Origin of the sequence: Pseudoalteromonas sp. SG45-2 (assembly GCF_014164115.1) — a bacterium.
GTDB classification, from domain to species: Bacteria; Pseudomonadota; Gammaproteobacteria; order Enterobacterales; family Alteromonadaceae; genus Pseudoalteromonas; species Pseudoalteromonas distincta.
Map to the genome: position 1 here is coordinate 1 of NZ_JACJEO010000013.1, position 26,170 is coordinate 26,170.

Below are 26,170 nucleotides of genomic sequence, written 5' to 3' on the forward strand. Positions count from 1 at the left end.
GTGAAACGAAACAGCGCCGATGATAGTGTAGCATTTGCTATGTGAAAGTAGGACATTACCAGGCTTCAAATTGTAGAGAGCCCGACTAGAAATAGTCGGGCTTTTTTACGTCTGCAGAAAAGTGAGATATGCGCAATTAACGCACACTCACAGCAATATTCATCTCGTAGGTCGGGCGAGCGTAGCGACTCCCGACACAAAGAGAGTGTAGCATTTGCTATGTGACTCTCCACCGCTGTGGGCACTACGACATCCTACTGCGTAGCGCACCGACTTCAAATTGTAGAGAGCCCGACTAGAAATAGTCGGGCTTTTTTACGTCTGAAGAAAAGTGAAATGCGCGCAATTAACACACATTCACATCAACAGCATCACGTAGGTCGGGTGAGCTTAGCGACTCCTGAAGTTAATTTAATCTTTTTTATTTTTTATAAAAGCTAATTACTCTCATTTCCTTAGATAACAAATTTAATTTTGCTTTGTTACTGTCTTTGATTTAGGATCAAATCAGTTTAAAACCAAGAACTAACAGCCTGTGTATAGATTATTAATTAGCGCCATATCCATTTTATTTTGTTTTTCTGTGTCGGCAGTTGAAGTAACTGATCTATATCAAGATATTTTAAAAGTGGATGACAAAACACGAGATACTCGATTAGCTGCGAGTCGAAAAGCTTTGCTTAATGTTTTAGTGAAAGTAAGCGGTGATGAAACTGCGGATCAAAATAAGTTAGCGCAGCAACGTACTAAAGATATTTCTGATTATATGCTTAAGTTTGAATATGACGAGAGAGCAAATGGACAATTGAAACTCGTTGTTAAATTTGAAGCTCGAAAGATCAACGCGCTAATCAAAGAGTTAAACTTACCTTTATGGGGAGTACAACGTCCATTAGTCGCAATATGGTTAGGTATTGAAGACAATTGGCGCAGAGAATTAGTAACACAAGAAAGTTACCCGCAGTTAGAGCAGTTAATTTATGACAAAGCAGGGCGTCGTGGTTTACCTGTCGTTGTTCCATTACTTGATTTACAAGATCGACGTCTAGTAGGTATTCCTGAGGTATGGGGTAACTTTTCTGAACCAGTAGAAGAGGCCTCTAAACGCTACAGTGCTGAGCGAAGTATTACAGCAAGAATGTATAAAGAAGCTGATAGCGAAAATTGGATTTTAGATTGGCGTTTTACTAATGACGATCAATTTGATTCAAATAGATTAACGGGCGATAAGCAGCAAATAGTGAGTCAAATGATTGATACCTTAGCACGAGGTCTTGCAAGCGAGTATGCAATTGACCCAAATGCTTATTATGAACAAGCAACTGCTACGCTCACGCTAAAAGGCACACAAAGTTTTGTTGATATAGAATTAGCGAAACGAAGATTATTGAGCCTAAGTGTTGTTACGCAAGTCAAAATTGTTCGTAAAACACCGGAATTTGTTGAATTTAAATTAAATCATACTGGTAACTTGAGTGATCTTAAAAAAGGGTTAGGGCTAGACTCTTCATTTAAAGATTATGAGGATCCACGCGCATTTTATCATGTTGTTGATAAAAATAGCTTAGAGTATCAATGGGTAACACCATAATGCTAATGTCTGAGCCGATGCAAATGGCACTACCGGTTACTTTACCGGATGACGAAACATTTGCATCGTATTTTGGAGGAGAAGACTCTTTGGAGGTTAATCACCTAAAAGATAGCTTTTCCAAATTAGCAAAAACGTTTCAGTATACATACCTATGTGGTTTAGGTGATTCGGGCAAGTCTCATCTTTTATATGCAACCTGCATAAAAGCACAAGAGCGTGGCTTATCTAATATGTTGCTGTCTATGCGCGAAGTAATTGACTTTGGACCTATGGTATTAGACGGTTTAGAAGCACTTGATGTTCTATGTATTGATGACGTGCATTTAGTTGCAGGGAATGATGCGTGGGAAAAAGCACTATTTAACTTTTTTAACCGATTTAACGAACCCGGTAAAATGTTAGTAGTAACTGCTGATTTACTTCCTAGCATGCTCAATATATCTCTGCCTGATTTAGAGTCTCGTTTAACGTGGGGAACAACCTTCCAAATTCGTTCTATGAGTGATGACGATAAAGCACAAGCACTTGTTAAGCGCGCTCACATGCGCGGCCTTGAATTAAGTGATGAGTGTGCACGCTTTTTATTAACCCGTTTAAGCCGTGATATGCGAGCTTTATTAGATGTACTCGACAAATTAGATCATGCATCTATGGCTGCACAGCGAAAATTAACTATTCCTTTTATAAAATCAACGTTAAAGCTGTAGTAGGTCTAGAATCTAGACCCTGCTTTCAGTTATCATAAGCTATTATCAGAGCGTGTTTACCTTTCCTGATTGGAATTTGTTTAATTTAAGTGGGCTTTAATCGCGTCGTGAGGACATTAGCATAGTTTTTATATGCAATACCCGAACAACAAAGAGAGTAGCCACAAGATAAACACTTCGAACAACACGTGTTTGGTCTTTATTTAGGGTTATTGCATGACTTATGTAGGAAACTACAGCCGAATGCTTAACCTTATTTAATAGCCAACCACACAGTTGAGAAGCAATCTTGAAAGGCCAACACGCTCTTAAGCAATCACCTTCTGTGAAAGATCAGGTATCGAATGAACTTAGAAAACATATTAGCGCAAGCACTTGAGGCGGTAGCCAGTGCCAGTGAAATAGCGCAGTTAGAAGATATCAGGGTTAATTACCTTGGTAAAAAAGGCGAAATCACTAGCTTACTTAAAACGTTAGGTAAAATAGCACCTGAAGAACGTAAAGAAGCAGGCCAAGTTATAAACCAAGCTAAACAGGATGTGCAAGCTGCTATTAACGAAAAGCGTGAATTGCTTGCAAGTAAAGTACTTGAAGAAAAGCTAGCTGCTGAAACTATAGATGTAACTCTGCCAGGACGTGTTATGCCTACCGGCGGTTTACACCCAGTTACGCGCACTATTGAGCGTATAGAAAGCTTTTTTGGTGAGTTAGGTTTTGAAGTTAAATCTGGTCCAGAAATCGAAGACGATTTTCATAACTTTGATGCGCTAAATATCCCTGAGCACCATCCAGCACGTGCTGATCATGATACCTTTTATTTCAATCCTAAATTAGTACTACGCACACAAACTAGTGGCGTGCAAATTCGTACTATGGAAACTGAGCAGCCACCACTGCGCATTATTTCACCTGGACGTGTATACCGTAACGATTACGACCAAACACATACACCAATGTTCCACCAGGTTGAAGGTTTAATGGTTGATACTGATGTTAGCTTTACGGAGTTAAAAGGTATTTTGCATGATTTTTTACGTAACTTCTTTGAAGAGGATATGGAAATTCGTTTCCGTCCTTCATTCTTCCCATTTACAGAACCTTCAGCTGAAGTAGATGTTATGGGTAAAGACGGTAAGTGGTTAGAAGTACTAGGCTGCGGCATGGTACATCCCAATGTACTTAAGTCTGTGGGCATTGACCCAGAAAAATACACCGGCTTTGCCTTTGGCATGGGTGTAGAGCGTTTAACAATGTTGCGCTATGGCGTAAACGATTTGCGTGCATTTTTCGAAAATGACTTAAAATTCCTGAACCAGTTCCGTTAAGAGTGAAACAATAAAATGAAATTTAGTGAAAAGTGGTTAAGAGAGTGGGTTAATCCTGCTATTGATACGCAAGCTCTTTCGGAACAGCTTTCAATGGCTGGTCTAGAAGTTGATGGTGTTGAGCCTGCTGCTGCCAAATTTAATGGCGTAGTTGTTGGTGAAGTTGTTGAATGTGGTCAACACCCTGATGCAGATAAACTTCGTGTTACCAAAATTAACGTAGGTGGCGATGAGCTACTTGATATCGTGTGTGGTGCACCAAATTGTCGTTTAGGTATTAAAGTTGCTGTTGCAACTGTGGGCGCTGTACTTCCTGGTGACTTTAAAATTAAAAAAGCCAAACTACGCGGCCAACCTTCAAACGGAATGCTATGTGCTTTTGTTGAGCTAGGTATTAGCGAAGAAGGCGACGGCATTATGGAATTGCCAAGCGATGCACCAGTAGGCACTGATTTACGTGACTACCTAGGTCTTGATGACAATATTATAGATGTTGACTTAACACCAAATCGTGGTGATTGTTTAGGTATTAAAGGCCTTGCTCGTGAAGTAGGTGTTTTAAATAGCATTGACGTAAATGTATTAGATATCCCAGCGGTTACGCCAACAATTGATGACAAAGTATCAATTGAGCTAGTTAACGAAGATGCATGTCCTCGTTACCTTGGCCGTGTGATAAAGGGCATTAACCTTGATGCTGAAACACCACTTTGGATGGTTGAAAAATTACGTCGTAGTGGCGTACGTTCTATCGATCCTGTAGTTGATGTTACTAACTATGTATTACTTGAACTTGGTCACCCAATGCACGCGTTTGATTTAAATGCGATTGAAGGTGGTATTAAAGTTCGTAGTGCAAACGCAGGCGAAGAACTTGTTTTATTAGACGGTAATACCGCTAAATTAAACGACACAACACTTGTGATAGCCGATCATAATAAAGCACTTGCAATTGCGGGTATTTTTGGTGGGGAGCAATCAGGTGTTACAGATAAAACATCTGATATATTACTTGAAAGCGCATTTTTTAATCCTGTAGCAATTGCAGGACAAGCACGTAGCTACGGTTTACACACTGATGCTTCACACCGTTATGAGCGCGGTGTTGACTTTGCTCTACAACACGATGCAATGGAACGTGCAACAGCACTTCTTCTTGAAATTGTGGGTGGTCAAGCAGGTCCAGTAGTTGAAGCTGTTGCGGCTGATAAACTACCAAAAGTGACTGAAGTACGTCTTCGTCGTGCACGTTTAGACCGTGTTATTGGTCATCATATTGAAGATGCTAAAGTAACAGATATTCTTACGCGTTTAGGTCTTGATGTTAAAGTAGAAAATGAAAGCTGGAGTGCGGACGTACCAAGCTACCGTTTTGATATTCGCATCGAAGAAGATTTAATTGAAGAAGTAGCACGTGTTTACGGTTACAACAGCATTCCAAATGTTGCACCAACTGCAAAACTTAAAATGACGACACATAACGAAGCAACTATTGCGCTTAGCAAGTTCCGCAATACGTTAGTGACTCGTGGTTACCAAGAAGCAATTACGTACAGCTTTGTAGACCCTAAAGCACAAGCTATTTTACACCCAGAGTGTAAAGCAATGGTATTACCGCATCCTATTTCAATTGAAATGTCAGCAATGCGTGTAAGTTTAATGCCGGGTTTATTAGCGTCTGTAGCGTATAACCAAAATCGCCAACAGCCTCGTATTCGTTTATTCGAACATGGTCTTAAATTTATAAGCGACGAAAGTGCAGAAAATGGTGTTTACCAAGTACCGGTTATTGGTGGTGTTATTACGGGTCTTGTAAATGGTGAACATTGGGTTGAAGAAAAACGCAATGTTGATTTTTACGATTTAAAAGGTGATGTTGAAGCCTTACTTGCAATTACCAATGACATTACTCGCTTTGAAATTAAAGCCGAGCAGTCAGATGGACTTCACCCTGGTCAATCAGCAGTAATATATGTTGATGGTAAAAAGGTTGGTTTTTTTGGTGCTTTACATCCTCAAGCTCAAAAGTCGTTAGATATCAACAACGCAACTTTTGTTTTTGAAATTGAAATGTCAGCAATAGAAAAAAGAAATTTACCGCAAGCCGAAGGGGTGTCTAAATTCCCTTCAAATCGCCGCGACATCGCGATTTTAGTGGCAGACAGCGTTAAATCTGGCGACATTTTAAGCGTGATCGAAAAAGTTGGCGGAAATCAATTGGTTGACCTAAACTTATTCGATGTGTATAAGGGCAAAGGTATTGAGCCAAATTATAAGAGTTTGGCGATTGCTCTAACACTGCAAGCGGTTGATAGAACACTCGAAGAGAAAGATATCAATCTAGTAGTTGATAACGTGGTGGCCGAATTGGCCGAACAGTTTAATGCATCGTTGAGGGACTAGATATGGCGCTTACTAAAGCCGACATAGCTGAACACCTATTTGAAAAGCTCGGGATCAATAAAAAAGATGCCAAAGATTTAGTTGAAGCGTTTTTTGAAGAAATCCGCTCAGCGCTAGAAAAAGGCGAGCAGGTTAAGCTCTCTGGATTTGGTAACTTTGATCTTCGAGACAAAAAAGAAAGACCAGGCCGCAACCCGAAAACAGGCGAAGATATTCCTATTTCGGCACGTCGCGTGGTGACTTTTCGACCAGGTCAAAAGCTTAAAACCCGCGTAGAAGTGGGCACAAGCAAAGCAAAATAAAAAAAGGCAGCGTAAGCTGCCTTTTTATTTGCCTGAATAACCTAGTTATTAAATTATACCAACCTGCATAAATCTTTGATCAATTTAAGGAATTAAATAACACTATAACGTCGTTAAAATATTTTTATCTAGAACAACTAGATACCAAATTTTTGCCTAGTTCTAGCGTAATTTCCTTAACGTTAAATAGACCCCATACATAAGCAGATTGGTATTAGGTTATTTTTGCGATTATAAATTAAAACTCTCGAGGAGATACAAAATCACCTGCCATTATTTGCTGAAATGTTTGCTCTGCAAGTACATCTAGGCTATCTAAGCTTTTACCATTTGCGACTAATTTCTGCTCAATTTCAAATACATCAATATTTTCAATCCCCGACATTTGCGCTACTTTAGAAAATATATATGCGTGCTTAAACTTATCATGTTTATAAAAAAGACTAATAAGTGATGTATACACTTCCGGATTCGGTATGTTGTCTTTTTTATTGAGCTCTAGAGTTTTATAAAGTAAATCAATGGTTTTTTCATCATCAAATTTAATATAGTACGATGCTAAAAAAAATTGCATTTCGGCACTTTGCGTTACACTTTTATCATTTTCTATAGCCAATAATTTAGTCAACGCACTTTGGTTGTTATTTCGTGACCATTGGTAGTAGAGCAAACCTGGGTGGTTTGTATTTTGGGTATCTTGATATAACCGAGTCATTTCTTTAATACTCGTTAGTTGACCATCAATACGTGACGTTTTTTTAGCTTTTAACTTAATATGTTCAATTTTAGCGGCCAAAGTTATGCATTGGTTATAAGATTCAAAGTCCTTGAGTAATTGGTATTTATTTTCATCAGTAGGGTCTTTGTATTCTATGTAGCGTTTGATAATTACATCAGAACGCTCATCCTTGCAGTGACTGTCTTTGTTTAAGTCGCTACAAAAGCCAGGTGTTTCTTTGCACACTTGTGCGAGTGTTAACGGCTCTTCACACCCTGCCAATGTTAGCAAACCCAATAGTACACTTGCTTTTTTAAGCATCCCTTAACCCCAAATGAATATTTACTTTGTTATTCTAACGCAATCATTTAACGCCTAACAGTAGAGAATAACTTCAGTTTAAATTAGAATAGCCCTGCCTGAAGTGCATTACTCTCAAAATATAGTGCATTTTTAAAGGCTATCCGTTCAAAATGATAAACTTAGGTAAATAAAATGACCTCATCTCACGAGTTAGAATACACAAATAGTTGGCAAGAGCGCCAAGATTACGCAGAAAGCATGCAACCAATCATTGGTAAGCTTTACCGTAATCGTGGTATCGAAATCGCTGTATATGGCCGTCCTCTCGTAAATGCCAGTACTATCGATATTATCAAATCTCACAAAACCGTTGCTCAGTTTGAAGGCACTAAATTACGTTTGCGCGAAAGCTTCCCATTTTTAGAAGCTATCAGCAAAATGGAATTAAACTCAGCACGTATTGATATTGGTAAGCTTGCATATAGTTATTTGTTCACTGAAGCCGCAAAAGGTCGTTCAGTAGAAGAGTTTGTAAAAGATGAACTTGCAGAAATAACAGACTCACCAGCGAAAGAGCCACGCGATGTAGTATTGTATGGTTTTGGTCGTATCGGTCGTTTATTAGCGCGTTTATTAATTGAAAAATCAGGTCCATATTCAGATTTACGTTTGCGCGCTATTGTTGTGCGTGGTGGTAAAGATGGGGATCTTGAAAAGCGTGCAAGCTTACTGCGTCGTGATTCAATTCACGGTCCATTCAATGGCTCAATAACGATTGATAAAGAACGCAATGCAATTAAAGCTAACGGTAGCTACATTCAAGTTATTTACGCTAACTCTCCTAGCGAAATTGATTACACTCAATACGGTATCGACAATGCATTAATTGTTGATAACACCGGTATTTGGAAAGACGAAGCGGGCCTTGGCCAGCACCTAGAGTGTAAGGGCGCTGCAAAAGTATTATTAACAGCTCCTGCAAAAGGCAATATCAAAAACATCGTATATGGTGTTAATAACAAAGATATTTTACCTGAAGATAAAATTGTTTGTGCAGCAAGCTGTACAACCAATGCAATTACACCAACGCTTAAAGCATTAAACGATAAGTTTGGTATCAATAATGGCCATGTTGAAACTGTACACTCGTACACGAACGATCAAAACCTTATTGATAACTACCACAAAGCAGAGCGCCGTGGCCGTGCCGCAGCACTCAATATGGTAATTACTGAAACAGGTGCTGCAAAAGCGGTTTCAAAAGCATTACCAGAGCTTGAAGGCAAGTTAACAGGTAACGCAATCCGCGTACCTACACCTAATGTGTCGCTAGCTATTTTAAATCTTAACTTAGCAACAAGCACATCAGTTGAAGAGCTAAACGCATTTTTACGCGATACAGCACTTCATTCAGACTTACGTGATCAAATTGATTACACTGCATCAACGGAAATTGTATCTACCGATTTAGTAGGTAGCCGTTACGCAGGTGTTGTTGATTCACAAGCAACAATTGTTGAAGATAACCGTATTGTTTTATATGTATGGTACGACAATGAGTTTGGTTACAGCTGCCAAGTAGTTCGTTGTATGCGCGATATGGCCGAAGTGTCATTCCCAAGCTTACCTCGCTAATTTATTTGCAGTGACTTAAAAGCCAGCATGTTGCTGGCTTTTTTGGTCGTGTATTATTTTTAAAGCGTATGCCTTGTGATAGGCTTTAATTAAGAAGATGCACATTCGTTTTACTATTTATAAAATAATGTCAGTTCTGTGAATTAATAAGCAGATAAACTTATTCAACCTAAAGGTTTTTTCATGAAAATCAGCAGCAATTTCGACAGTGGTAATATCAAAGTTATTGAAGCCACCGATCCTTTAAATATTCAATTAGAAATTAATAAAGATCACCAGTCTGAATTTTATCAGTGGTTTCACTTTCGTCTTGAAACAACACCTTACCAATTGCATAAGTTAAATATTAATGAGCTTGATAAATCAGCTTACCCAGATGGTTGGGAAGGGTACCAAGCCGTTGCATCATATGACCGCCAAACATGGTTTCGTGTACCATCAAGCTATGAAAATGGCACATTAAGCTTTGAAATTGAACCAGAGTGCGGCAGCGTATATTTTGCTTACTTTGCGCCATACAGTTACGACCGCCATTTAGATTTATTATCTTGGGCACAAAGCCAAGGCGCTTGCCAATTAATAACGCTTGGTGAAACACTCGATGGCCGCGATATGAGTGTGCTTAAAATTGGTGAGCCAAGTGAAGACAAGAAAACCATTTGGATCACAGCACGTCAACACCCAGGTGAAACAATGGCGCAGTGGTATGTTGAAGGTCTACTGCACAAACTTCTTGATGACGAAGACCCACATGCAGCTGCGCTTCTATCAAAAGCAGTTTTTTACGTTGTGCCTAATATGAATCCAGACGGTAGCGCACGCGGACATCTTCGTACTAACGCTAAAGGTGTTAACTTAAACCGTGAATGGCAAACACCAAGCATGGAAAATAGCCCTGAGGTTTACTTAGTGCTTAATAAAATGCGCGAAGCTGGCTTAGATATGCACTTAGACATACACGGCGATGAAGCTATCCCATATAACTTTGTGGCAGGCAGTGAAGGTATTCCAAGTTACGATGAACGCTTAAAAGGTTTAGAAGATAGCTTTAAAGCTGCGCTTTTAACTATTACACCTGAGTTTCAAGATGAGCATGGCTATCCAAAAGATGAGCCAGGTCAAGCTAACCTAACGGTAGGTTCATCAGCTACGGCTGAAGAATTCAAAGCATTAACGTACACAATTGAAATGCCATTTAAAGACAACAACGATTTACCTGATCCAGATTACGGCTGGTCAGATCGTCGTTCGTATCAATTTGGTCAAGATACATTAGCGGCTATTGTTAATGTTGTTGATGATTTAAGATAAAACGTTTATCTAAAAGGGTATCAATGTTTTGATACCCTTTTTGCTTTTAATAAAACCCCTTGTATAAAAAAATAATAATCATATAGCAGCTTTATTCTTAAAACGTTTTCAACGCTTCTTCGCTGCGTATCATCACCGTATCGGTACAAATCAATCTACTTTCATTTAAATACTACAGATGTAGTGCCTTTCGCCAAGCGTGTAATTATATATTTTGAAAATTAAGTGTTAACAAAGTTAGGTTACTTAAGTTAAGATTAATTAAATCATGAGTCGGGACGGGAGAGGTAAAACCTTATTTCGTAAAGCTTATGTAGCGTAGTAGCTAAAGCAGAGTCTCGTAATTAAAAATAATAAATATAACTATAGAGGATATCCATGGAAGCTTTTGTAAGTGCTGTTAATGATGTTGTTTGGAGTAATGCACTCATCTATTTATGCCTAGGCGCAGGCTTGTTTTATTCAGTATTAACTCGATTTGCTCAAGTTAGACATTTTAAAGAAATGTGTAAGTTATTATTTAGTCCTAACACGTCTGATAAAGGTATCTCATCTTTTCAAGCCCTTGCAGTATCGTTGTCTGGACGAGTAGGCGTTGGTAATATCGCTGGCGTTGCTGCCGCTATCGGCTTTGGTGGGCCAGGCGCAATTTTTTGGATGTGGGTTGTTGCATTTTTAGGTGCAAGCACTGCATACGCAGAGTCTACTTTAGGCCAAATTTATAAAACAGAAGAAGATGGGCAATACCGTGGTGGCCCAGCGTACTATTTTGACCGTTGTTTAGGGCAAAAGTGGCTAGCTGTTTTATTTGCTGTTTCGGCGATTATTGCCTGTGGTGTTTTTCTACCTGGTGTACAAGCAAATGCAGTAGGTAATGCGTTTACCCAAGTGTTTGGCAGTGGCAACATGGTTACTACTAGCTTTGGTGACGTAGGTAGCTTTAAGTTAGTCGCTTTAGCAATCATCCTTATTGTTTTAGCGTTTATTATTTTTGGCGGTATAAAGCGTATTGCAAACTTTACGCAAGTAGTAGTGCCATTTATGGCACTGGGTTACATAGTACTGGCATTAATCGTGGTATTTTTAAATTTAGATAAAGTAGCTGATATATTCTATTTAATTATTAGTGATGCATTTACTGCACAGGCTGGTTTTGGTGCCGCTATTGGTTGGGGCGTAAAGCGTGGTATATATTCTAATGAAGCTGGCCAAGGTAGTGGGCCTCATGCTGCAGCCGCTGCAGAGGTTGATCACCCAGCTCAACAGGGTTTAGTACAAGCTTTTTCGGTTTATGTTGATACCATTTTTGTGTGTACTGCAACAGCATTAATGATTTTAATAACGCAGCAATATAATGTTGTGGGTGATTTACCAGCAGGACAGTTTATTGTACAAAATGTCGATGCAGCGACTGAAGTTGGCTCAGCAGCCTTTACTCAAATGGCTTTATTTAGTGTATTTGGCAGCTTTGGACAAGCATTTGTCGGTATTGCATTATTCTTCTTTGCCTTTACCACAATACTTGCTTATTACTTCATTGCAGAGACAAATATTGCTTACTTAAATCGTTACTTTAAAGGCAATATCCCGCTTGTCCTTGTGAAATTTGTGATTATGTTCATGGTTGCATACGGTATGGTTAATAATTCAGGTTATATCTGGACTATTGGAGATATTGGCGTTGGCTTAATGGCTTGGATTAACATATTGGGTATTTTAGCTATTTTCTTTGTAGCTAAGCCAGCTTTGTTATGTTTGAGCGATTATGAGGATCAGAAGAAAAAAGGCGGAAAAATCACATTTGACCCAGTTAAATTAGGGATTAAAAACGCCTCGTTTTGGGAAAAGCGTTTAGAGAAACAGTCAAAAGACGCTGAGTAATTAAACTTAGTGGGCAACTTAGAAAATTATAGCCCCTAAATCAGTTGTTGGTTTGAATTCAAAAAAGACAACGAGAAATAAAACAAGTACAATAAAGGCGCCGAAAGGCGCTTTTTTTATGCGTAGTATGGAGAGAAGTATGGCGATTATTCGTTGCCCAAAATGTGCAAAATCAATTTCAGATAAACATAAGCAATGTCCGCATTGCGAAAGCAACATTGCAGAGCTAAACGACGAGCAAGTTTTACAACTTCAGCGCGAACAGCGAATTAAAAAAAAGCAGATGTTTATAAATCACTCCTTTTTGGCGCTTATCTTATTTTTAGGTGGTTTTTTCTGCTTGTACTTTTTACAACCGCAAGAAGAAACACTTCAGTGGTATGCTTACACTGCCGCAATAGGCATAGGCTGTATCTGGTACCTTATAAATCGTATTATTTTAGTGACTCTAAAAAAGAAAAAATGACATGAACATCGACAATCTTGTACAAAATATTACTCCCGAATTATTCGAACGCTTACAATACGGTGCTTCTACTGGCAAGTGGCCAGACGGTACCGTTTTATCAGATGAACAAAAGCAACAAACAGTGCAGTTGGTTATGTTGTATCAAGCAAAGGTGGCTCAATCAAACGAGCAATTTACGATTGGTGCTAATGGTGAAATGATCCAAAAGACAAAAGCTCAACTACAAAAAGAATTCAAATCAGACAACGAAATAGCTAGGTTTAGTGAACATGATCTTTAAGCACCTTTTTACACCTAAGTGGAAACACCCAAAGCAACAAGTACGTCTTGATGCTATCGAAAAATTAGACATTGAACGTGATGCAACCATATTAAACACGTTAGCACTTGAAGATAGCTCAGCTGAAATTCGCCGTAAAGCGCTGCAAAAGGTAAACAATTTGCCGCTATGGTGGAAAGCGTATAAACAAGATCAAGCATTAAAAGATATAGCAGAGCTGCAAATATCTAATGCTGTTTTAAATAGCGAAAGTACATTAACAGCGCAAATCAAAAGTGAATACATAGAGCGTTTTGCACCTGTTAAAACACTCGAAAAGTTAGCATTTGCAGAAAAAGAACTGCAAGTACGCGTTAAATTATTAAAACGTTTAGCAAATCCAAAATTAGTAGAAAAAGCATTTAAAGAAGGTAGCGAAGAGCTACAAACTCAGTTAGTTGAACTTGTTATTACCCATCAATTGATTAAGCCATTAGTAAAACATGCAAAAGGTGATGCAAAAGCAGCACTTGAAACGCATATTGAAAATGAGCGTTTAGCAATTGAAATGCCACTTCAGGTTGAAAGTGCAACACGTGTTATTTTAGCTAAGTTAAATGCTTTACGTGAAAAAACAGATTTTGGTGTTGTAAATTCACAAGCCGGCGAATTAATGGCCCAGTGGCAAGCACTTGAGCTCAAATGGTTAAGTGATGAACGTGTAAAGCTGCTTGATGAAAAATATATTTCTATTACTACTAAGTTAGATGCACACATTGAACAGCTAAAAGCAGTACATGACAAAGAGCAGCAGCAATTAGCGCAACAACAGCGTCAATTATTAGCACTTGCAACACTTGAAGCTTTGGGTGAAGAAATTGAAAATGCCTTACAGCTTGGTCTTGAAACTCCAGAGCAAATTCAACAAGATTGGCTTGATGCAAAAGTAGCGCAAGCTAAGCAAGCTATTAGCGAAACAGAACTTACTAATAATGCACAATCAAAACTCGCTGTAAGCAAGTTAGAAAAACTATTTACTCAAGTTGCTAAATTACCCGAGCTAACAACGGCTATTAAAGAGTACAAACTCGCTTTTGCAGCATTATGCGAAATTAAGCCAGCAGAAGATTTAGCGCAATACGATGCAACTCTAACTGAATTTAATAATGGCTTTAAAGCAGCGCGTAATCATTTGAATGTTTTAGATGGCGCACTGCAAAGTACCTTTAAAACACAGTTAAATGGGCATAAAAAGCAATTTTTAGCACCAATGAATGAGCTAGTTAAGCCACTTGAAAAAAACCAAAGCCAAGCAAAGCGCAAAGCTCGTGATGTTAAGCGCCTAATTGAAGAAGGTCGTTTTAATGTTGCTTTTGGCGTGTTTAAAGGCTTTGAAGAGTTATTTAATACACTTACTGAGCAATATCAGCAGCCACTTGTAAACATAAAAGCAGACCTTGAAGCGCAACTTGCAGATGCGAAAGATTGGCAAAAATACGCTGCAGCACCAAAGCGTAAAGCTTTATTAGAAGAAGTAAGTGCATTAGTAAGCGAAGAGTGTACAGACCCACAACAACGCGCAGAGCAAGTAAAAGCGCTACGTAAACGTTGGAATGAGTTAGGTCGTTTAGACACAGATGAAGAAAAGCTACAAGGTGTGCAGTTTGATGAACAAATCGAGTTGTTATTTGCGCCTTGCCGTAGTTACTTCGCAGAGCAAGAAGTGCAACGCGAAGCATCAAAAGCACAGCGTGAAAGTATTATTAACGACATGCATGCGCTCCATTTACAGCCAACTGCTGAGGATGATTTTGATTGGAAACAATATGAAAGCCAATACAATCGTTTAAATAAAGCGTGGCGCAGTGTGGGTAAAGTTGACCCTAAAACATACCGTACACTAAACGATCGTTATAAAAATGAGCAACAACAAGTACTGGCTTTATTAAACGCATTTCATAAAAGTAATGCAGCACTTAAAAATGAGTTAGTAGAAAAAGCGCAGCAATTATCACAAAGCGATGATTTAGCCGCTGCCTGCCAAGAGTTGAAGCAAATGCAGCAGCAATGGCAAACCATTGGCTTTGCTGGTTTAAAAGCTGAAAATGCGTTATGGCAAAAGTTTCGTCAGTATAACGATGAAACATTTACTAAGCGTAGTAGTGAGTTTGAGCAGCAAAAACTCGAGCAAAACGAGTCAGATAAACAAGCAATTGCAGAACTTGCTGAGCTTGAAGCAGCACTTAGTGATGTTAATCAAAGAGCGCAGTTGCACGACCTAGAAACAAAAGTGAAAGGGTACACGCAATTTAGATCGTTAGCGCCAAAGGTTACTAAGCTACTAGCTGCTATTGAAGATAAACTTGCATTGCTTACGAGTAAATCTGAGCAAGCTAATTTAGATGCATTAATTACTGCACTTGAAAACAATGAAGCGTTACCAAGTCAGTATCAAGCACCGCTTAAAACAACATTAAGTAAAGAGCAACTTATTACTCGCATGGAAATACTAGCGAACGTAAGTTCAACCGATAAGTCACTTAGAATGGCAGAACAAGTAGCCATGCTAGATGACAAACATCGTGGCGATCATGCTGATTTAAACTATTATTTAAAACAGTTATTAGCGCTCAGTGACGGTTCAGTTGAACCTGACACACTAACGCGACTTAAAGCGACACTTGCAGCTTAATAAAACCAGCATAATATGTGCTGGTTACTATTTTACTAAGCCGCTTTAATAGCGGCTTTTTTATGTATCACTAATTCATAAACAAAAGGGTTCTCATGAGAATTTTAGTTATTATTGCAGCGTTATTTTTAACTGCCTGTAATACCACGCAAGGCATATCAGTATATTCATTTACCAACTCTGAGGTTGAATCTGTACTGGGTAAGCAATTACCAAAGTTAAGTGAAAAAGTAAGCTTAATGGGTTTACCAGTTCAGTTTGATGTAAACGACTTAAGTGTCAACATTGGACCTGATAACCGCGATGTTGTTGTGCTTGGTGTCGATTCTAGCGCTGAAATTAATGCATTCGCTCTTAAATACCCTGTGCGTTTAAAGCTGCAAATTGAAGGTAGCCCATTTTACGACAGTGAGAAAAAAGCAGTGTTTTTACGTAATATTAAATTACTTGATTCGAGTGTAGATGCCGGCGGTTTTAAAGGTAATTTAGGTGCGCTTGATAGCCAAGCAATGGATGTTATTAATGCTTTTTTAGCGGTTAACCCAGTTTATACTCTAAACATGGATGACCCTAAAATGATGCTACTTAGTAAACTTCCACTTGATATGAAAGTGGTTGAAGGCGCAATTAAGCTAGTACCTCGTCTATAAGTAGATCTACCTACTTACAATATACGTATTGATTAGCCTGACTTTCAGGCTAATTAGGTTTTAATATTATGGCGGCTCCTCGTACTGTCCCCACTTCTCGGCTTTCTCGATTTGCAAAATTAGGCTCACTTGCCACAGGTGTTGCTACCAACATGTTAGTTGATGGTGCTAAGAGCGCGCTAACTGGTAAAGGTTGGGATAATAAAAGCTTACTGCTACAACCTAAAAACATTGAAAAACTAGCCACACAGCTATCACATTTACGTGGTGCAGCAATGAAACTGGGGCAATTGCTTTCAATGGATGCGGGTGATCTACTTAGTCCTGAATTAGCTCAGTTACTTGCTTTACTTCGCTCAGACGCGAACCCAATGCCTCATAAGCAGCTTGTTGAAGTGTTAAAAGAGCAATGGGGGGATGAGTGGCTAGCGCGTTTTTCTCATATTGAGTTAAGACCTTTTGCAGCGGCTTCTATAGGGCAAGTTCATTTAGCTTATAAAGAAAATGGCGTTCAGCTTGCTGTTAAAATTCAATACCCTGGTATTGCTAAAAGTGTAGTAAGTGATGTCGATAACGTTATTTCTTTATTAACGATTTCTCGTTTATTGCCAAAAGATCTTAATATTAAACTACTTATTGGTGAGGCTAAGGCACAGTTATTAGCTGAGGCTGATTATAAACGTGAGGCTCAGTACTTAATACGTTATAAAAATGCATTAGCAACTAATCCCCACTTTAAAGTACCCAACGTATATCCAGAGCACAGCACACAACAAGTGCTAACTATGGAATATATAAAAGCAGAACCTATTGAGAGCATTACAGAGCTACCAGATAGTCAAAAAAGCTTTGTTGCAGAGCAACTTATTGATTTGTTTTTTAAAGAAATGTTTGAATTTAAATTAATTCAAACCGACCCTAACTTTGCCAACTTTCATTATCAGCTTGATACACAAAAAATTGTTTTATTTGATTTTGGTGCAACGCGAGAAATATCAACCGAGCTTAGCTTAGCGTACTTAGCCTTATTTAAAGCGGGTAGCGAAAACAACCGAGAAGGTGTACTTAAAGCGGCATCACACATAGGTTATTTTAAAAATGACTTAGTTGACGAGTATAAAAACAACGTCATTGATTTATTTTTAATGGCGTGCGAGCCGCTAAGAGCAGAAGGGGAATTTGATTTTAAAAATAGCGAACTCGCGCTCAAAATTAAAAATGCAGGGCTTGCCCTTAGTGCGCAATCTCAACAATGGCATACACCGCCCGTTGATGCGCTATTTATCCACCGAAAACTTGCAGGACTTTATTTAATAGCCGCAAGGCTAGGTGTAAAAATAGATGTAAAAACGTTATTTAAGCACTATTTATAGCGTTTTAACTTACGCGTAAGTGCACTTTAAGTAATGAGTGCACTTAGCGTATAAAATTGCCATAATGCTCGCGATATTTCGCGAGGTGTATTTATGATAAAACAATTTTTAAACGATCCTAAATTATTGCTAAACGCAGTAGGTGAGGGCATATACGGTTTTGACCTATCGGGTAATGCGGTATTTGTTAATCCTGCCGCTGAGCGCATGACAGGTTGGTGCGCTGAGGAACTATTAGGTAAAAAAATACACCAATATCATCACCATACTCATGCTGATGGCACACCTTATCCCGCTGATGAATGCCAAATTTACTGCACCATGTTTGATGGAAAACGTCGTGAAGTTAAAAATGAAGTTTTTTGGCGTAAAGACGGTAGCTCATTTGCAGTTCAATACACTTCAACACCGGTTTATCAAAATGATAAGTTAATTGGTGCTGTAGCGGTATTTCGCGATATATCACTGCAACAGCAAACACAAAATGCACTGCAAGAGGCACTTGAGCAAGTAAAGCATTTAAGTGAGCAGCTAAAAGATGAAAATAACTACTTAATTGCAGAACTTAACGAAGATTGGCAAGACTCAGGGCTAGTTGGACAAAGCCATATATTTCAAACCATGTTAGATCAAATAAAACTGGTGAGTGAAACCGACAGCACAGTGCTTATACTTGGCGAAAATGGCACGGGTAAAGAGTTGGTAGCCCGTAACTTGTATAGGCTAAGCAAACGTAGTGAACAAGCCTTTATAAAAGTAAATTGCGCTGCATTTACACCGAGCTTGCTAGAGTCGGAATTGTTTGGCCATGAAAAGGGCGCGTTTACAGGTGCCAATGACCGCCGTAAAGGGCGCTTTGAACTTGCTGATAAAGGCACCTTGTTTTTAGATGAAATAGCAGAGCTTCCACTTGAGGCGCAAAGTAAATTACTGAGAGTCCTGCAAGAACAAGAGTTTGAGCGTGTGGGTGGCAGCAACACGCTAAAAGTAAACATTAGAGTAATTGCAGCGACTAATCGCGACCTGTGGGAAATGGTACAAAAAGGCACGTTTAGAATTGATTTGTATTATCGGCTCAATGTATTTCCTATAAAAGTACCTGCCCTTAAAGATCGAAAAGAAGATATTCCTTATTTATGCGCTAATTTGATTGCGCAGCTAAATAAACGGCTCGGGAAAAATTTAAAAGGGCTAAGTAAAAAAGCAATTACGCAGCTGCAGGCTTACGATTGGCCAGGCAATATTAGAGAGCTGCAAAATGTACTTGAACGCGAAGCTATTTTATCTAATCAAGCGGTACTTCAGCTAAGTCAGCCTTTGCAAGCGGGTGGTGAAGTAGTTATTAATCCTTCACTTACGCTCGATGAAGCGCAAAAGCAGCATATAACCTCTGTTCTTGTGTTATCGCACTGGCAAATATCAGGTGATAAAGGAGCGGCAGTTAAATTGGGCTTACCTGAGAGTACACTACGCTCAAAAATGCGAAAGTTAGGGATTGCTAAAGATTCGTGATATATCGCGAAGTGCGTTTAATGTCGCGAATTTTATTTTATTGCTTTGAAATAAACCGTTTAATATCAATAATGTAAATAAATTTTCAGCTTGGTCTGAAAGTTGCAAATGCTTGCGTAATACCCGTCATTATGAAGCAAGTACTATGAAGTTTGATATTAAAGAAGAAGACATGATCATTAAGCCCTATAACACCGAAGGGCCAATTTATATCCGCGAGCAAAAAGGATTTTTTCAGCGCATACGCCGTAATTTAGGTTGGCTGTTAATGCTAACTTTTATTGCAATACCGTGGATCCAATATAACGGTCAACAAGCTGTGCTGCTTGATGTGGCAACGCAAACCTTTACTATTTTTGGTTTAACACTCCTTCCTCAAGATTTTATGATTTTAGCCTTGCTATTCATGGTGGGGGCTTTTGCGTTATTTTTTGTAACCAACTGGCTTGGTCGGGTTTGGTGTGGATACACGTGCCCGCAAACAATATGGATGCTCATGTTTTCGTGGGTAGAGCAGCGCATAGAAGGCACGCGAAATCAGCGAATTAAATTAGATAAATCTCAGTGGACGCTAAGTACTTGGCGCAAAAAAATAACTAAGCACAGTGCGTGGATTATTATTTCAGTTTTAACCGCCACCTCGTTTATGGCGTATTTTATTCCAGCAAAAAGTTTGTATATGGAAATGCTTACATTTGAATGGTCAGGTATTACGAGCTTTTGGGTGTTTTTATTCGCTTTTTGTACTTACGGTAATGCAGGGTTTTTACGCGAAAAAATGTGCACGATTGCTTGCCCGTATTCTCGTTTTCAGGCTGTTATGTTTGATAAAGATACGTTGCTTGTTACCTATGATAGCAAGCGCGGTGAAAGTCGTGGACCGCGTAAACGCAAAGCCGATCCAAAAGAGCTTAACTTAGGTGACTGTGTAGACTGTAACTTATGTGTAGAGGTTTGCCCGGCAGGTATAGACATTCGAAATGGCTTACAATATGAATGTATAAACTGTGGCTTATGTATTGATGCTTGCGACGATACCATGGAGAAATTTGGTTATCAAAAAGGCTTAATTAAATACGCCAGCGAAAAACAAATGGAAGGCAAAAAAACCAATCCATTTAGATTAAAACTAATAGGATACGGCGCATTAACGGCTTTGTTAATCATTTCTATGTTTGCATGGATGCTGCAACGCACACCAATAGAAGCCTCAGTACTACGCGATAGGAATGCGCTTTATAGAGTGAACTACGAGGGCCTGGTAGAAAACCCTTATACACTTACTATTATTAATAAAACGCAGCAAGCACTGCATTACAGTATTGCCATAGAGGGCTTGCCAGAAGCAACACTCTCAAGTCCAAGTTCTACACTTATACAGCCAGGTGCAATGAAAAGAGTCCCCGTTACTGTAACAGCCGATGGTTACAATATTGCGCACAAAGTGAGTAAGTTACAATTTATAGTAACAGCGCAAGAAGATGCCAGCATTACTATAACCAAAGACAGCCAATTTTATAAAAATTAGTACAGTATAAGCTCTATATAAACAACGACTTGAGCTCTACCTAGCTCAAGTCATTGTTTAATTCATTTAAAATAAAATGCTTTGCAGATTCTAGATTATCAAAAAGACAATCTTTGAAAGTAACGTCTCTTTTGGCGTTTTGCATTATTCGTTGCATTTGGCTTATAGCAATAGGTGATGTAAGCACAAACGCGCTAATTAAACAGTTGTTTTGCTGCATGCTGTGGCTTATGGCTACCATTTCTTGCTCGGCCTGTGGGGTTGCAGCTACAACGTTTGATGAGTCACTTATATAACCCCATTTTTCGCCTTTAAATGATTGAATGGTTTCAAAAAGCGCTGTTTTAAAATTACTTAAAAGCTCAAGTTCTAGGTTTCCGCTAAATTGTGCAATAACTATATTATTTTCAAGCGATAAATTAACGTGTCCGTTTTCATTTTTGTATTCCATTAATACCTCCTAAATTAGCTTTTTATCTAAATTTAGTTTAGCAGCCAATAGGGTACAAGCGGCTGCAAACTTATTAAAGTGCTTTAATATAGTTAAGGGCGCTTTTAATAACCGCTACTTGCGCCAAAATACATTCTTCATCTGTGGCTGTTGGACTATCAGGGTATACCTCTGTTGTGGTTACATAGGGTGCATCTGTAAAGCCCATACACAAACCTAAATCGCGTGCTGCGTAATTAATAACGCCAAATTGCTCTTGAGGGACGCCTATTAACTGGTTATTTTCATCACTCGGTGCAATGTGCGTGACCTTTGCTACATCTTCGATAATTACTTTTTGAAATTCAGGCTCAGGCTTATTGGTATCGGCCACTAAATAAAACCCATCAGGTATGTTCCAATTAGTGTTTGTCGTGCCTTCACGGGCAGCAAGTGCGGGTCTAAATTCACTGTTATCGCTGTCGGTTGTTTCGTGTAAATCAATATGAGCAACTAAGTCTACATTGAGTGATTTTACAAACGCCATAATAGCTGCTGACTCTTGTGCTGGGCTGCCTTCGTAAAATGAGCGGTTAGGATCAATAGCATCAGGGTTCCAGCGGTTTATTGTTTCATATCCCCAAGGGCTAATGCAGGGCGCAACAACAATATTAAACTGCTCAGAGTGTTGCATAGCGGATGTTTTAGCAAATCTAAGTGCGCCATGTACGCCACTGGTTTCGTAGCCATGTACACCACCGGTGATTAAAACAGTTGGCTTATTGGCATTAAAGTTAGGCGTTTTTAATATATATAATGGGTAAGTACCAGCGGCGTAATTAAGCTCGCCGTATTGCTCTATATCTAAGGTGCTTTTAAGGTCATTAATTAGCGTTACGACTTCGTTTTGGTAACTGCGTTTAATGTTTTGGCGTGCTAACCACTGGGCTTTATCGTTGTTATTCCATTTTTTGCCTGGTGTGCCAATAGGGTATGTGCTGTTAGTCATAATAAACCTTTATATCAACTGTTATTTGTTCTCCTATAAATAAGGAGGGCAATTACAATTGGTAAAATTACTTAATAAAGGCGTAGCTTAACGCTGAGTAAATTAGCGTGCAAATTAAAACGTTAAAGTCATATTTTTAATAGCGCGTGATTGCTGGGCTTTAATATAACTTTGGTTTGCGAACTCACCCGAAATACTACCTACTCGTTCACGCCTTACACTAACGGTTAAACTACACGTTTTACTTTGATCTACTTGCGAGCTGCTAAACATATCTAAGCTTTGCAAATCTATTTCAAGGCGCGAAGTGCCAAGCGCAAAAAGCATTGATTGTAAAAGTGTTTCATTATTATTGTTAGTGCAGCTACTGCTAAGTCCTACTTGACTAGTACTATTGGGATCAGTGCCATCTAACTGAACTGTAAGGGGACTATTAATACTAAAAGTTTGGTTGTTACTCGGGGTTAAAATAATAAAATTTAAAGGTAGTTCCACACCTGAATTCGCATTTATGCCATCGTCTCGTTTAAATTTTATATCAAACTGTTGGTTATCATCAGTAGCATTTATATACGCTTGGTAATCAACGTCTAAAAAGTCGGTATCTTTTGTAAGTACAATAGCAGTGTTATTAACAACAGCTTGCAATGAGTCGCTATCGCTTAAAATAATGTTTGAGCCATTAGCATCTCCCGCATTTAGCTCTGCGTTAACACGCGTGCGGTTACCGTCAGAAATCAGTTCAAAGCCTGCCCAAATTCCTTTTGTTTTTACTAAATTCGACTCTGTTTCTGTTGTACAGGCGCATAATAATAAAATTAAAGCAGTTGTGGTAATGCACTTTTTAAGCATGTTAGCTCCTTTTAACCACTGAATTAGCTATAAGTAATTGTTTAATTGCGGATATACCTGGTAAATATATTAAGTGTATTTGTGCATTGTTACACAACACACTATCTGTAAATGTTTAAAATTGTTAATGGTTGTGAGTAAAATGATAACATTAAGTTTTAAAAGTCAGCCTGCTAAGAGGTTGCTTGATAAATGACTATTATTTAGCGTTAAATGTAATATAAAAGAGTATGTTACAATCAAGCCAAAGCATATCTTCATATTGAGTATTATGGCGCAGTATATTGCTACTCCAAGTTGGCTAGGCCGTTTTTTTACCCGTATTAAACACGTAACTATTGAACAAGAGCGCCTTGTTGTGCATTTTAGAAGTGCTCCCGCACGGACATTTTTAATTAAAGACTTTGATAATTACTCAATACTTAAAAATCGTTTATTTAGCGCCAAAATTAATTTGTGCGATAGTAGCAATACATCAATTAGCTTTTTAAACAAAGCACAAGCTAAGTCTTTAAATACCGCCCTTAATACGCAATTTTCAGCCATGCTTGAGCAAAAAGTAAATAACGCCAAGGCTTTGCTAAAGCGTTATGCTTTAGATGAGTTTTTACGTGATAGTTCCATGAAAATACTTAATAACGAAGTATTTTTACTTGCTAAACAATACGCTCAAAGTACAAATACATGGCAACAACACTTATCGCCAAGCAGTATTAAATTTTTAAATATACTGAGCTCCACACCCAATTCTCACGATGCAATCGCACAGCTGCGCCATAAATATGAAAAAAAACAGCTAACTCTTAAAAATGACTTTTTTAATCAAGTAGAGTCAAATCCATTAACAACAGAGCAGCGCTTAGCGGTTATACGCGATAACGATAAAAACCTAGTATTAGCGGCAGCAGGCACAGGTAAAACATCTGTGATGGTCGCAAAATCGTTAGATCTAATAGCGTGTGATATTGCCAAGCCTGAGCAAATTTTGGTGCTGGCCTATAATAAAACAGCAGCAAATGAGCTTAAAGAGCGCTTTATTAAACGCGCCACGTATGCAAAATTGCATACCAAAGCACCCACTATTTTAACGTTTCATGCGCTTGGGCTTAAATTATTACAAAGTGCTAAAAAGCCAATCGAATTGTCAAAATTTGCAACCGACCCAGTTCAATTAAATAGTTGGTTAACTGGGTGGGTAAGTAAAAAAATACAAACCGAGCCACAGTTTTTAAAAGTATTTGTAGATTTACTCCATGAGCCGATTGATATATTTAGCTTTAAAGATAATGCACAGTACGAGCGGTACGTACGCGATAACGAATACCGTAGCCTTGCGGGTCATAAAGTAAAAAGTTATCAGGAAGTGCTTATTTCAAACTGGCTACATTTGAATTGCGTGGCGCACAGTTATGAGGTGAATTATCACTTTAATCAAGGCGCAGAGCTAAGTGGGCAATACCAACCAGACTTTTATATACCTCAATACGATATTTACTTAGAGCACTTTGGCATTGATAGGCAAGGGAATACTCGTGCCGATATAGATAAAAAACACTATAACGAGCAAATTGCATTTAAGCGTAAGTTACATAAACAAAATGGCACCACTTTACTCGAAACCTTTCATTACAACTGGGTAGAAGGAAAGCTAGAGCAAACTCTCGCTAAACAATTAAAGCAGAATAATGTTGAATTAACACCTTTAAGTAACGACGAAATATTTCATACTTTAAATAACTCAGGACAGTTACAGCAAGGCATTGATAAGTACATAAAATGCTTACAAGCTATTCGAGTGGAGCAACTAAGTAATAAGCAAATAGCGCAGCGCATCAAGCAAAGTGGTATTAAAAACTATCAACAATATGCAAACTTGTTAGTGCAAATTCATGACGCTTATATAAATGAACTAAGCACGCAAAATGCCATTGATTTTGACGACATGATTATTCAAGCAACAAAGGCGATAGTAAGCGGAGATTTTAATATTCCATGGAGCCACATTTTAGTTGATGAGTTTCAAGATATATCAAGTGCGCGTATGGTTTTTTTAAATGCCATATTAAAATATGGCAAAGGAATACGCTTTACTGCGGTAGGTGATGACTGGCAAGCAATTTATCGGTTCTCGGGTGGTAATTTAGCGCTTACTACACGCTTTAATGAATCAGTGGGCAGCCACTCACTTACTATGTTGCAAAAAACATTTAGATATAACAATAGTATTAGTGATGTAGCGGGGCGCTTTGTAATGCAAAACCCTGAGCAATATAAAAAGCAGATCAGCACACATACGCAAGTAACCACACCACAAGTTATTTTGTTAGACGATTTATACCAAGGCACTAAATCGATAGAAATAAAAGTACAGCAGAGCATAAGCACTATTCAAAAAAACGATGCATCAGCGAGCATTGCCATACTTAGTCGATACCGATACATGTTAAATAGCGTGCAGCAGCATTTAAAAGATAAAAAGCATACAAACCCTCTTTATTTTTGGACATTGCATAGCGCTAAGGGGCTTGAAGCCGATTACTGTATTATTATTGGTTTTGAACAAGGTAAATTAGGGTTTCCTAGCGATAATCAAAATAACGTCCTGGTGGAGTCGTTATTACCAGTGCAAGATGAATTCACTCACTCAGAAGAAAGGCGTTTGCTTTATGTAGGTATTACGCGCGCAAAACATAAAGCGTATTTAATTGCAGACCCTTATGCATGCTCAGCGTTTGTAAAAGAATTAGTAAATGACAATTATCCCATTCAAATCGCTTCAACGTTGTTTAATAAGTCGCAACTAAAGCAAAGAGAGTGTAGTACGTGCAGCGACGGTTTAATTGTGCCAAAAACGGGTCAATATGGTGATTATTATAGTTGTACTAATACGCAGATTTGCGAAACTAAATTACGAGTGTGTAAAAGCTGTAGTGGCCCATCGATTGATAAAAACACGTACTCACAATGTGTGAATACAGAGTGTAAAACGCAGCACCCAATTTGTGAAAAGTGTGGTCGCGAAATGCGTAAACGCAAATCTAAGCACGGTGAATTTTTAGGATGCAGTGGTTTCGCTCTTAAAGAAGATAACTGTAAAAACACTCGGAAAATAAATGCTTAACGGCTTACAAGTAGGTTTACACCTGTCTATTTTATAGAACAATGTAAATAGAAATTATATTCATTTGATTGATTTTAACAAGCTATCAATGTCTAA

General features: G+C 38.5%; 20 protein-coding genes. 16 read left to right on the forward strand and 4 right to left on the reverse strand.

All coding sequences use genetic code 11. The annotated features are described in order from the left end of the window. Nucleotides 1-535: 535 nt before the first annotated feature. From H5116_RS10800 to ihfA, 5 genes are all read left to right on the forward strand, one after another. On the forward strand, nucleotides 536-1,591 hold the full coding sequence (locus tag H5116_RS10800; RefSeq protein WP_182716116.1) for a DUF2066 domain-containing protein: 1,056 nt from the start codon (nucleotides 536-538) through the stop codon (nucleotides 1,589-1,591). Further along, nucleotides 1,591-2,301, forward strand: coding sequence for a DnaA regulatory inactivator Hda (gene hda / locus H5116_RS10805; protein ID WP_002960693.1), 711 nt, complete (start codon nucleotides 1,591-1,593; stop codon nucleotides 2,299-2,301). The genes H5116_RS10800 and hda overlap by 1 nt, the downstream gene beginning before the upstream one ends. A 344-nt stretch (nucleotides 2,302-2,645) precedes the next feature. Then, nucleotides 2,646-3,626: a phenylalanine--tRNA ligase subunit alpha gene (pheS, locus tag H5116_RS10810; protein ID WP_182716117.1), complete on the forward strand. Its 981-nt coding sequence runs from the start codon at nucleotides 2,646-2,648 to the stop codon at nucleotides 3,624-3,626. 15 nt (nucleotides 3,627-3,641) lie between these two features. Further along, a complete protein-coding gene (pheT, locus tag H5116_RS10815) occupies nucleotides 3,642-6,029 on the forward strand; it encodes a phenylalanine--tRNA ligase subunit beta (RefSeq protein ID WP_002960691.1) in 2,388 nt (795 codons plus the stop codon). A gap of 2 nt (nucleotides 6,030-6,031) precedes the next feature. Then, nucleotides 6,032-6,331, forward strand: coding sequence for an integration host factor subunit alpha (ihfA, locus tag H5116_RS10820; protein WP_002960690.1), 300 nt, complete (start codon nucleotides 6,032-6,034; stop codon nucleotides 6,329-6,331). Nucleotides 6,332-6,569: 238 nt separating this feature from the next. Here ihfA and H5116_RS10825 read toward each other — a convergent pair whose 3' ends face one another. Continuing rightward, nucleotides 6,570-7,370, reverse strand: a complete 801-nt coding sequence (locus tag H5116_RS10825) for a DUF2989 domain-containing protein (protein WP_024596170.1) — start codon at nucleotides 7,368-7,370, stop codon at nucleotides 6,570-6,572. A gap of 174 nt (nucleotides 7,371-7,544) precedes the next feature. Here H5116_RS10825 and H5116_RS10830 point away from each other — a divergent pair, with 174 nt between their 5' ends. From H5116_RS10830 to ccoG, 10 genes are all read left to right on the forward strand, one after another. Continuing rightward, entirely contained in the window at nucleotides 7,545-8,987 is a 1,443-nt protein-coding gene (locus tag H5116_RS10830) for a glyceraldehyde-3-phosphate dehydrogenase (protein WP_002960684.1), read from the forward strand. A 183-nt stretch (nucleotides 8,988-9,170) separates the two neighbouring features. Continuing rightward, the gene (locus tag H5116_RS10835) at nucleotides 9,171-10,298 is read left to right on the forward strand and encodes a M14-type cytosolic carboxypeptidase (protein ID WP_002960683.1); all 1,128 of its coding nucleotides are present in this window, start codon (nucleotides 9,171-9,173) and stop codon (nucleotides 10,296-10,298) included. Between the two features lie 378 nt (nucleotides 10,299-10,676). Then, on the forward strand, nucleotides 10,677-12,179 hold the full coding sequence (locus H5116_RS10840) for a sodium:alanine symporter family protein (protein WP_002960681.1): 1,503 nt from the start codon (nucleotides 10,677-10,679) through the stop codon (nucleotides 12,177-12,179). A gap of 139 nt (nucleotides 12,180-12,318) precedes the next feature. Beyond that, nucleotides 12,319-12,645, forward strand: coding sequence for a hypothetical protein (locus H5116_RS10845; RefSeq protein WP_002960680.1), 327 nt, complete (start codon nucleotides 12,319-12,321; stop codon nucleotides 12,643-12,645). Nucleotide 12,646: 1 nt separating this feature from the next. Continuing rightward, nucleotides 12,647-12,928: a YeaC family protein gene (locus H5116_RS10850; RefSeq protein WP_007378333.1), complete on the forward strand. Its 282-nt coding sequence runs from the start codon at nucleotides 12,647-12,649 to the stop codon at nucleotides 12,926-12,928. Continuing rightward, on the forward strand, nucleotides 12,918-15,599 hold the full coding sequence (locus H5116_RS10855) for a DUF349 domain-containing protein (RefSeq protein WP_182716118.1): 2,682 nt from the start codon (nucleotides 12,918-12,920) through the stop codon (nucleotides 15,597-15,599). The genes H5116_RS10850 and H5116_RS10855 overlap by 11 nt, the downstream gene beginning before the upstream one ends. A gap of 95 nt (nucleotides 15,600-15,694) precedes the next feature. After that, nucleotides 15,695-16,249: a DUF1439 domain-containing protein gene (locus tag H5116_RS10860; RefSeq protein ID WP_182716119.1), complete on the forward strand. Its 555-nt coding sequence runs from the start codon at nucleotides 15,695-15,697 to the stop codon at nucleotides 16,247-16,249. A gap of 68 nt (nucleotides 16,250-16,317) precedes the next feature. Continuing rightward, nucleotides 16,318-17,622: an AarF/ABC1/UbiB kinase family protein gene (locus tag H5116_RS10865; protein WP_182716120.1), complete on the forward strand. Its 1,305-nt coding sequence runs from the start codon at nucleotides 16,318-16,320 to the stop codon at nucleotides 17,620-17,622. Nucleotides 17,623-17,715: 93 nt separating this feature from the next. Next, nucleotides 17,716-19,134, forward strand: coding sequence for a sigma-54-dependent Fis family transcriptional regulator (locus H5116_RS10870; RefSeq protein WP_182693059.1), 1,419 nt, complete (start codon nucleotides 17,716-17,718; stop codon nucleotides 19,132-19,134). A gap of 145 nt (nucleotides 19,135-19,279) precedes the next feature. Continuing rightward, complete coding sequence (ccoG, locus tag H5116_RS10875) at nucleotides 19,280-20,662, forward strand: cytochrome c oxidase accessory protein CcoG (RefSeq protein ID WP_182712924.1); 1,383 nt, start codon at nucleotides 19,280-19,282, stop codon at nucleotides 20,660-20,662. A gap of 40 nt (nucleotides 20,663-20,702) precedes the next feature. Here ccoG and H5116_RS10880 read toward each other — a convergent pair whose 3' ends face one another. The 3 genes from H5116_RS10880 to H5116_RS10890 form a co-directional block, all read right to left on the reverse strand. Then, entirely contained in the window at nucleotides 20,703-21,113 is a 411-nt protein-coding gene (locus tag H5116_RS10880; protein ID WP_182693656.1) for a hypothetical protein, read from the reverse strand. A 73-nt stretch (nucleotides 21,114-21,186) separates the two neighbouring features. Next, nucleotides 21,187-22,101, reverse strand: a complete 915-nt coding sequence (locus H5116_RS10885) for a M14 family metallocarboxypeptidase (RefSeq protein WP_182671832.1) — start codon at nucleotides 22,099-22,101, stop codon at nucleotides 21,187-21,189. A 114-nt stretch (nucleotides 22,102-22,215) separates the two neighbouring features. Beyond that, the gene (locus tag H5116_RS10890) at nucleotides 22,216-22,953 is read right to left on the reverse strand and encodes a hypothetical protein (RefSeq protein ID WP_182716121.1); all 738 of its coding nucleotides are present in this window, start codon (nucleotides 22,951-22,953) and stop codon (nucleotides 22,216-22,218) included. Between the two features lie 271 nt (nucleotides 22,954-23,224). Between H5116_RS10890 and H5116_RS10895 the strand changes: the two genes are divergently transcribed. Further along, nucleotides 23,225-26,074 (forward strand): UvrD-helicase domain-containing protein, encoded by a 2,850-nt coding sequence (locus H5116_RS10895; protein WP_182716122.1) that lies wholly within the window; start codon nucleotides 23,225-23,227, stop codon nucleotides 26,072-26,074. The last annotated feature ends 96 nt before the right edge of the window (nucleotides 26,075-26,170 follow it).